Genomic DNA, 7,930 nt, shown 5'->3' with positions numbered 1-7,930 from the left:
CGCAGCCGGGCGCGGAAGCAGGGTAGCCCCAGATTCAATGAGAAACGTCGCGATCGAAATTCTCATCCAATCTGGGGCAATGCAGGTCAGACTAGTAAATGTGCCCCAGATTCAATGAGAACGGACAGTGGTCTCCGACGCGGCGCCACCGACAGCGCAGTTCGGCGTTGACGGTTACCAATTCGAAGGTGGCTCGCCCGTCGGGACTGGCGAACGACCACGTCATTTCCAAGATGCCGGGCGCGCCGTGCACGGCCTTGACGCGCAGCGACCGCGGCCATGGGGTCCCCGGATCGGCGGCGTAGGCATCGCAGGCTGGGACGAACTTCGTCTTCACCACGTCGCGGAAGGCCGTTCGGTGCTCAGCCTTGAGCTTGCGGTAGTCCGCATCGAACGCCGGTGTGGTCTCGAACTTCACGACTCGGGCTCGGCCTTGGCCCGCGCTTCGTCGGCCTGGGCGTCAAGCTGATCGAGATGGTCCAGCAAGGCGCCGCCGTCGTCGTGAACGGTGACCCGCCCGGCCGCCACGTGCTCGTCGACTTCCTTCTCCCGCTGCTGCCAGCGCTCCTGCCAAAACCACCGTTGATCAGCCGGGATCGGTAGCACCGCCCGAAGCTCAAGCACCCCGTCCTCGCGCTCGGTGATCTCGACTTGAGCCCCCGATTCATCGAGGTGCAGCCGGCGCCGAACCTCGGCGGGCAGAGCAACGACACCGCGGCCCTGGACCGCCACGAAACCATGGAAAGCCATAGCTCCATCATCCCATAATGCCGTAATGCTGTAAAGCGGTAATTCAGCCAAGCGGCATTACCGATAAGCTCCGTTATGTCAACTCACAGTAGGCGGTAGCGCATACTGACACTTGACTCCGTCATAGCTTCGCAGAATACTTGGCGGCATGGCAACCCCTCGCCTGGTCGAGCTGATTGACAGGTACCGCAACGCTCACGGGGTGAGCGAGTCTGAGCTGGCCCGCCGCATCGGCGTCACGCGCGAGAACCTACGCAAATGGCGGATCAACGGTGTCCGACGGCTCCCGGACCGCGTGAATCTGGCTGCTACGGCGCGTGTGATCGGCCGCCCATATCGCGAGGTCCTATCGGCAGCCCTGTACGACACCGACTATCTGGACGCCGACACTGACGCTCCACGGCCCTACGATGAGGTGCTGCGTGACGCCATCAATGTGCTCACTGAAGCGAGTCGGCTCACGAATCAACCGATGCGCCAAATGAGTTCGGGCCAATGGGAGCCCGACCCCGACCCCAGAGCTGCGCTGGCGATCGACTGGGCGGCATTCGTCACCGATGCACTGGCCGGGGCGGCCGCCAACGCCGGGGGCATCGACGCGATCCTGGCCGGCCGTCCCGGCTCCTGGGAAGCCGCGGTGGTTGGCGACGCACTGCGCGCCGCTGTAGGGCACGACGAGTGGGATCTGTGGCGCCACCGCACCGAACCGGTGACCGTCGTGCTTCACCCCGAGCGGCTGTTGTTCGACAATGACGCCTCGGACTGGTTCAACGAACTCGACAACGCCGAAGCCGAGATACAACGCCGGGAGACCGCCGTGCGGCCTGGCGTCATCTACACCTACGATAAGGACCCGCAGACGCTGCAGTGGGCCATCGACGAGGGCATTGAGGTCATCCCAGGACCTCCCCCGCCGTTGCCAACGGATGAAGAGATCACGGCATGGCAGGCCGCCCAGCGCGAGAATCCCATCCCACTAACCCCCGAAGAACAAGCCGAAGAAGACGCGCTGGCGGCCCTGGAGGCCCTTCGTGAACGGGTGGAAGCACAGCACCGTGCCGAACTCGCCGACTACGGCGAGCGGGCCGCAGCCGCGGTTCGTACCGAGCTAGCGGCCCTCAAGCTGCCGGTTCCAGTGTCGGTGACTGTCGACCTCGACACGCCGTGGGATCAGGCCCCTGATTCGCCCACGCTGGGCTGGACGACAAACGCCATCGACAACGCCGTCGCTGCCGCCGTCTCCACCACACCCACCCCCGACAATCTCCCCGGGACGCTGCTCGAACGCGCCGAAGCGGCGCTGCGCCGCGAGGAAACGGATCATTCCGGCGAGTGAAGCCGTCGACCTGGCCAATTGCAACACAACAACTACGGAGGCTGTAACCGCTCATGACTGGCGTAATTTCCACACCGAATTTGGCGTTCTACTTCCCGGACGAGACCGTTAAGACGCTCAACGAACGCTGGGACGATTGGGTTGCACGAGGAGCCACTGTCGTCACGAAGAAGGACCAGGCCGAAGACACACCCGGGATCTTGTTTGAGCTTCTACGCACCGACATCCGCTTCACACCGGGCCTGACCCCCGCAGTGGCAATCGCTGAGCCGCGTCTGCACCGCGAGCAAACCGCCGCGTCAGGAATTCCGATTTTCTACCCGTGCCTACCGTGGCAGTGGCCGATGATCCTGGGCGCCCGGTTCAGGCAGGAACCCGACGTCTTGTGGGCAATCCCCCGCGAATTGACCGCAAGTGACTTCGAATGAGAACTGGATGCTCGGATACCAGTTGGCACGTTTTCGCGCCTGGAGTGCTCCGCAAGTGCCGGTTCGGTCCCGATGTCTACGCGGGTGCTGAGCAAAATGCCACCACTCGATGAGCTTCTCGATCCGAAATGGTGGCGCTGCGAGACGACCCTGCACACGCGCCTGCGCGACCTCGTTCCCGGCTTCGACAGCATCTGCTCGTTCACCATTCCGTACGCGCGGTTACCCCGGCGACTGAGCGCCTACGCCAAGGAGTTCCCTCGCTGGGCCGATGTGGCGGACCAAACTCCCCAGGCGTTGCTGTTGCGCCCCAAGTTGGGCGCGGCAGCAGTTCGTGCCTTGATCGAGGCCGCGCAACGAGCCGTGCAAATTCGGCAAGACACGATCGCCGCCGGCCGGGTCGGAGCCGATGCCGCGGTGGCCCGCCTGCTCGGGCAGCTCGACGATTTCGACCGTGAAATCCTGTCGGCCCAGGTGTGGGCGCTGGACCCGGTTCCTCAACACGTGGTGGCCCAGCGCCTGGGTGTGCATGCTGTCTCGGTGGGCCGCAACCTGCGCCGGGCGCGAGCGCGGTTCGCCGAGCTGCTCGCCGATCCGGCACACCAGGAGGTTGGCGAGCATGCCGATCAAGTGCGGCAACGCTTGGGCCCGTATCTTCCCGTGGAAGCGGTCCACCTCGACTTACGCCGACTGGGCGTAGAACCCGCGAGCAAGACTGCTGAGGTCCTGCTTCATGTCGCCGGCCCGTATGCCCGCCGTGACGGCTGGATGGAGGACACCTCGACGCCGCCGGGTGGAGGACGCGCGCAGGTGATCGCCGCCGTCGAGGCAGTGTTCGATGCCCAGCCCGCCCCCACCTCCGACACGCTGCTGCGCGCGCTGACGAGCCTGGGAATGCCGACCGGGGTTGCCCTGACCTTTCTCGAAAGCCAGATGAGTCTGCGTCGTTTCGGCGATGTTTGGGTGCGCTGGTCAGGTGATACCGCCGCCAACATGACAGAAGCGGCGCTGCACGTCCTCGGAGCCCCGGCGACCGCCGAAGCCATCCTCGCCACCATCGGAACCGGCGCGGCCGCAGGCACCAGCCTGCAGCGTGTCAAAGCGGTTCTGTCCAAGCACGACCGATTCGTTCGCACCAGCCGCAGCACATGGGGGCTGCGGGAGTGGGACGTTGCCGAGTACGTCAACGCCGCGCATGCGATCGGCGAACGCATCGACGCCGGCGGCGGCAAGGCCAGGGTCACCGCGGTGATCGACGAGCTTCGGGCACGGTATCCGGATATCAGCGAGGCGTCGATCCGGGCCTATCTCAGCACTCTGGAGTTCGTCGTGGAAAAGGGTGTTGTACGGCGCCGGACCAAGGCTGATGGCTGGCCGGCGCTGCCGCCGCTGAACACGGTCCGTGGCGTTTTCCGTAACGGGGCTAACGAGATTCGTGTCGCGCTACCCGTCACCTCGGAGGTGCTGCGCGGCTCGGGCCAGACGGTCCACCCGTCGGTGGCCGACGCTGCTGGCGTCCGCCCGGGCCGACAGCGAACATTCACCAGTCCACACGGGTCGGTCACGCTGTCTTGGAAGCTGGCGTCGACAAGCGGTGTTGGGATCGGTTCGTTGCGCGCCCACGCCGTCGCGGTCAACGCAGCCCCCGGTGACACGCTGGTGTTGGTGTTCAGGGTGGCCGATGGGTCACTGGAGGTGGTCCGCGTGGGCGCCGGCGAGGCCGGAAAGGCTCGGTTGCAAAAGCTGCTCGGCCACGCGGTTCGAAAGCCCGCCGCAGCGCTCGCGGCGGCCTTGGACCGCCACGCGGTTCGAAAGCCCGCCGCAGCGCTCGCGGCGGCCTTGGACTGTCGACAAGAAGACGTCGGTGCCCTACTTCGCGGCCGTGGAGATGACGGGCTGGCTGCCATGCTCGACGCCAACTGGCGCACGCAGCGCACGAGCGATGGGCACGTCGCGTGAAAGAAGCGCCAACGCGGGGCGAGGACCCCAACACCGCACCGTTACCAGTCCTCAGTCAGTTCTTCACCTGGGCGCCCGGGGAACAGCCCGCGCCCTACGATCCGCCGCGGACTTCAACGGAAACGCTGCGACCCCAAGGCCCTTCCTCGCCCCCTGTGATCGACGTCGTACGACCACCCCAGTCCGCGAACCAGTCAGGACACCGCCGCCGTTGGCTGCTCGCCGTCGGTGCCGTTGCTGCCGTCACCGCTGCCGCCGTGGTCTTCTGGCCCGAGCCCGGCACCACCGACCAGCCCGGAAACTTAGACGACCAGGCCTCCCCCTCCGCGACTGTCGCGGCGCCTCCGCGGCTCGATCCCCGGCTTGTGTCACTTCTGCCAGCCGGTTATCCGCCGGGGGCGTGCAAGCCGGTTCCCGCTGACAATCGCAGCGCCGCTGAGTGCGGTCCCAACATCGACGCCCCGAACACCTCCTCGCGATTCACCCTCCACCAGGACGCCGATGCCCTGGCCGCCGCACTCGACCAGTTCATCAGTGGCACAACAGTTCTCGTCTGCCCGGGAAACTACCTCTCGCCGGGCCCGTGGCGCCGCAACGCAGCACTCGACGTGCCCGTCGGCACCCTGGTGTGTGGCACCAGCCCCCAGGGGCATCCCCGGATCGGCTGGACCGTCGACAGCGAGCGACTGCTTGCCAGCATTGAATCCACTCAGGGCGGCCCCACGCTCCCTCAGCTCTACGACTGGTGGTCGAAGCACTCCTGACCCCGGTCGTCGCCTCTAAACGCGCTGCAAGGCAGCCCGGGGGATCACCACCGGGTGGGCAGTGCCCGAACCTGCTGCTCCAGCACAGCCTGGCTGCTTGCGGCCACGTCAGCGTCGTCAACAAGTGCGCACCCCAGATACCCGACCCGGTCGGGGTCCATCACCCCCGACACCTCCACAGCGGGGTCTAGCACCGCCGCCACATGCACTGGAAAGTCAACAATCCCGGACTGCAGAACCCGATTGCCCGCGGCCGGGGTAAGCACCACCGCCGAGACCGTGACTGACCCTCGGTCCTCGCTGAGCAGGTCAGGATGGATGTGATCGCGCTCGACGCCCTCACCCAACGCACACACCACGGCTGGCTGAATCTCACAGAACCAGAACCGGCCCGGCACCGTCGAACGCAGACGCCCGCTCACCCGCAGCTCCAGGGGCAAGTGCGCGGCAAAGTCCGTCACCGGAAATCCCCGCACACTGTGCAATACGAGACGGGCCACACGAAGACGCTAACACCAACCCGCACAGACGTGTTTACGAACCGTTCCCCAAATGACTGACGATGCACTATTCTGACCCGCATGGACAGGCAGGAACGACCATCACGTGGTGGCCCTTCGGACAGCGCCGCACCGCGGACTGCTGCACGCAACCCGCCCCGCCACCTGCGTATCCTCGCCGGAGCCGCCGGCGCCATCTTTCTGGCGGCATGCCAGGTACCCTCCGTCGCCGGGCAGCCGCCAACCGACGGCCCCGACTACCCCGCCCAACCGCCCGCAGACACCCTCACCGGGCCCGTACCGGTGTCTCGTGTGGTCGACGGTGACACCTTGTCGGTCAAAACCGACAACGGTGACACCAAGGTCCGCTTGATCGGCGTCGACACCCCTGAACTGCTCGACCCCCGCTCTCCGGTGGAGTGCTTCGCCCAGGAGGCTTCCGACTTCACCAAGAACGCCCTCACCGGACAGTTGGTGTACCTAGAGGACGATCCCAGCCAGGACAGCGTAGACCGCTACGGCCGCCGCCTGGCCTATGTCTGGACCCTCGACGGCCGCCTCATCAACCTCGACCTCATCACCGGGGGATACGCCAACGAGTACACCTACTCCACGCCCTACCGCTACCAGCGCCGGTTCCAGGATGCCGAAGCCTCCGCTGCCGAGCGTGAACGTGGACTGTGGAACCCGAAAGCCTGTGCAGCACAACGCTGAACCACACCGACAACCCCGCATAATGGGAGGCCATCGCCATCCGCATGTGGTATCCTGGAAACGGTTGAACACCCGCCTTCACCAGCGGCAATGCTGACTCTCTGGTGCGGCACGAATCAAAGGGGAGCACCTACAATGAGCACCATGACCACCGCGCCCAAGCGCCCGCCCACCCACGACGAGGCCGTGACCATCGCCGTGGCCGCAAGCGGCCTGGCCGGCCACGACGTCTCGCACGGCGCGATGGACCTCCTCGACCGAATCGGCCGCGGCGAACTGACCTACGACCAGGCCGTCGCCGAGGTCATCGCGGAGTTCGGTCAGCCCGCCGAATAGCACGTTGGCGTCCTACGACCAGTGGGAGGATTACTTCTGGCCCGATGCGCCAGGGGTTCTGAAAAATCGCCTCAACATCAAAGACAGTTGGCCACTGCGCGAGGCGGAAACGCGGATCAGCTTGGTGCGCATGGCCGAGATCATCACCGAGGACAACCAGGCCGACGTGATCGACCTCAACTACTACTGCGGCATACACCGCAAAATCTTCGGTGACGTCTACGACTGGGCGGGCACACCCCGCACAGTGCCGAAGTTCGCCATGACCAAACAGTGGCGCGATGTCGTCAACTTCGCCCCCGACGATCGCACCGCACCGTGGGTCAAGTACCGCTATCACCCAGGCCCGGAGGTCGCCAACCGCGCGGCCTCCCAATTCACCATGCTCGACTTCGAACTAAGTGACCCGCGAAAACAGGCTCCGCACCAGTTCATTCCACTCATGGCCACCTACTGGGGCGGGCTGGACAACATCCACCCATTCCGTGAAGGCAACACCCGAAGCCAGACGATTCTGTTCCACCAGGTCTGCCGCAAATACGGCTACGAGCTGGACGGCCAAGAGCTGTTCAACCGCCGAGAAGAGTTTGTCGGCGCCCGCTTTCACGGACACGCCACCCGAGGGTACGCGCGGTTGATCGCACTGCTGCTCGACACGGTGCACAAGCGCGAGTCCGAACAGCTCAGTGAGCGAGAGCAGCAGTGGGCACAATCGCTACGCGAGACTTCCGAGCGCCCCGCTGGCCCCGGAGGGCTGCACCTCTGACCGCCGGCCCTCCCCTACCCGTGGCGCCCGTCCAGCGCCGTGGACTCACAGCGGTCGCCCGGAGGAGGCAGGAAGTAGGTCGCCCCGCACTCGTTGCACTGCGCGGTGCGGTGCAGAATCCCGCACCGACAGTGGCTTACCCCGATCGTGACGCGGCCACGGACCCAGCTCGTGACCATTAGCGCACACCGCCGGATACGGCGGCTCCGACCAGCTCCCATCACGGTTGCGGCGCAACGGAACACCACCGACAACGACCACCTCGTCACCGGTTCCGCCCCCGCCGCGACTGCCCTTGCTCATGTCAGTCATTCTCGCAATCGGGTGGTTTTAGCCACCCGCTCTGGGGTAGGCTCAGCACAGCAGGTCTACCCAAC

At 65.6% G+C, this 7,930-nt stretch carries 10 protein-coding genes; 7 read left to right on the top strand and 3 right to left on the bottom strand.

Annotation, left to right across the window (positions count from 1 at the left end; all coding sequences use genetic code 11):
• Positions 1-91: 91 nt before the first annotated feature.
• Positions 92-418 carry a hypothetical protein gene (locus MHN84_RS26350; RefSeq protein WP_241207428.1) on the bottom strand — a complete coding sequence of 109 codons (327 nt, stop codon included), beginning with the start codon at positions 416-418 and terminating at the stop codon, positions 92-94.
• Positions 415-750, bottom strand: coding sequence for an AbrB/MazE/SpoVT family DNA-binding domain-containing protein (locus MHN84_RS26345; protein WP_073682040.1), 336 nt, complete (start codon positions 748-750; stop codon positions 415-417). Before MHN84_RS26345 ends, MHN84_RS26350 begins: the two co-directional genes overlap by 4 nt.
• 202 nt (positions 751-952) lie before the next feature.
• On the opposite strand from MHN84_RS26345, the gene MHN84_RS26340 reads away from it, so the two are divergent.
• The 4 genes from MHN84_RS26340 to MHN84_RS26325 all read left to right on the top strand — a co-directional run bounded on the left by MHN84_RS26340 (position 953) and on the right by MHN84_RS26325 (position 5,237).
• On the top strand, positions 953-2,086 hold the full coding sequence (locus tag MHN84_RS26340) for an XRE family transcriptional regulator (protein WP_241207427.1): 1,134 nt from the start codon (positions 953-955) through the stop codon (positions 2,084-2,086).
• 53 nt (positions 2,087-2,139) lie between these two features.
• A complete protein-coding gene (locus tag MHN84_RS26335; RefSeq protein ID WP_241207426.1) occupies positions 2,140-2,514 on the top strand; it encodes a hypothetical protein in 375 nt (124 codons plus the stop codon).
• A gap of 96 nt (positions 2,515-2,610) precedes the next feature.
• Entirely contained in the window at positions 2,611-4,473 is a 1,863-nt protein-coding gene (locus MHN84_RS26330) for a hypothetical protein (protein WP_241207425.1), read from the top strand.
• A 155-nt stretch (positions 4,474-4,628) separates the two neighbouring features.
• On the top strand, positions 4,629-5,237 hold the full coding sequence (locus tag MHN84_RS26325) for a protein kinase (RefSeq protein ID WP_241207424.1): 609 nt from the start codon (positions 4,629-4,631) through the stop codon (positions 5,235-5,237).
• A gap of 44 nt (positions 5,238-5,281) precedes the next feature.
• Here MHN84_RS26325 and MHN84_RS26320 read toward each other — a convergent pair whose 3' ends face one another.
• Entirely contained in the window at positions 5,282-5,698 is a 417-nt protein-coding gene (locus tag MHN84_RS26320) for a hypothetical protein (protein WP_241207423.1), read from the bottom strand.
• A 120-nt stretch (positions 5,699-5,818) separates the two neighbouring features.
• On the opposite strand from MHN84_RS26320, the gene MHN84_RS26315 reads away from it, so the two are divergent.
• From MHN84_RS26315 to MHN84_RS26305, 3 genes are all read left to right on the top strand, one after another.
• On the top strand, positions 5,819-6,451 hold the full coding sequence (locus tag MHN84_RS26315) for a thermonuclease family protein (RefSeq protein ID WP_241207422.1): 633 nt from the start codon (positions 5,819-5,821) through the stop codon (positions 6,449-6,451).
• A gap of 144 nt (positions 6,452-6,595) precedes the next feature.
• The gene (locus MHN84_RS26310; RefSeq protein WP_241207421.1) at positions 6,596-6,787 is read left to right on the top strand and encodes an antitoxin VbhA family protein; all 192 of its coding nucleotides are present in this window, start codon (positions 6,596-6,598) and stop codon (positions 6,785-6,787) included.
• A gap of 4 nt (positions 6,788-6,791) precedes the next feature.
• The gene (locus MHN84_RS26305) at positions 6,792-7,553 is read left to right on the top strand and encodes a Fic family protein (protein ID WP_241207420.1); all 762 of its coding nucleotides are present in this window, start codon (positions 6,792-6,794) and stop codon (positions 7,551-7,553) included.
• Positions 7,554-7,930 lie beyond the last annotated feature (377 nt).

Source organism: Mycobacterium sp. PSTR-4-N (genome assembly GCF_022348085.1).
Lineage (GTDB): Bacteria > Actinomycetota > Actinomycetes > Mycobacteriales > Mycobacteriaceae > Mycobacterium.
The sequence above is the reverse complement of the archived record's forward strand: the minus strand, read 5'-3'. Positions and strand labels throughout refer to the sequence as shown.

Coding starts and splice junctions, on each gene's coding strand:
- MHN84_RS26310 (WP_241207421.1), top strand. CDS start 6,596: ATGACCACCGCGCCCAAGCGCCCGCCCACCCACGACGAGGCCGTGACC.
- MHN84_RS26335 (WP_241207426.1), top strand. CDS start 2,140: ATGACTGGCGTAATTTCCACACCGAATTTGGCGTTCTACTTCCCGGAC.
- MHN84_RS26330 (WP_241207425.1), top strand. CDS start 2,611: ATGCCACCACTCGATGAGCTTCTCGATCCGAAATGGTGGCGCTGCGAG.
- MHN84_RS26315 (WP_241207422.1), top strand. CDS start 5,819: ATGGACAGGCAGGAACGACCATCACGTGGTGGCCCTTCGGACAGCGCC.
- MHN84_RS26345 (WP_073682040.1), bottom strand. CDS start 750: ATGGCTTTCCATGGTTTCGTGGCGGTCCAGGGCCGCGGTGTCGTTGCT.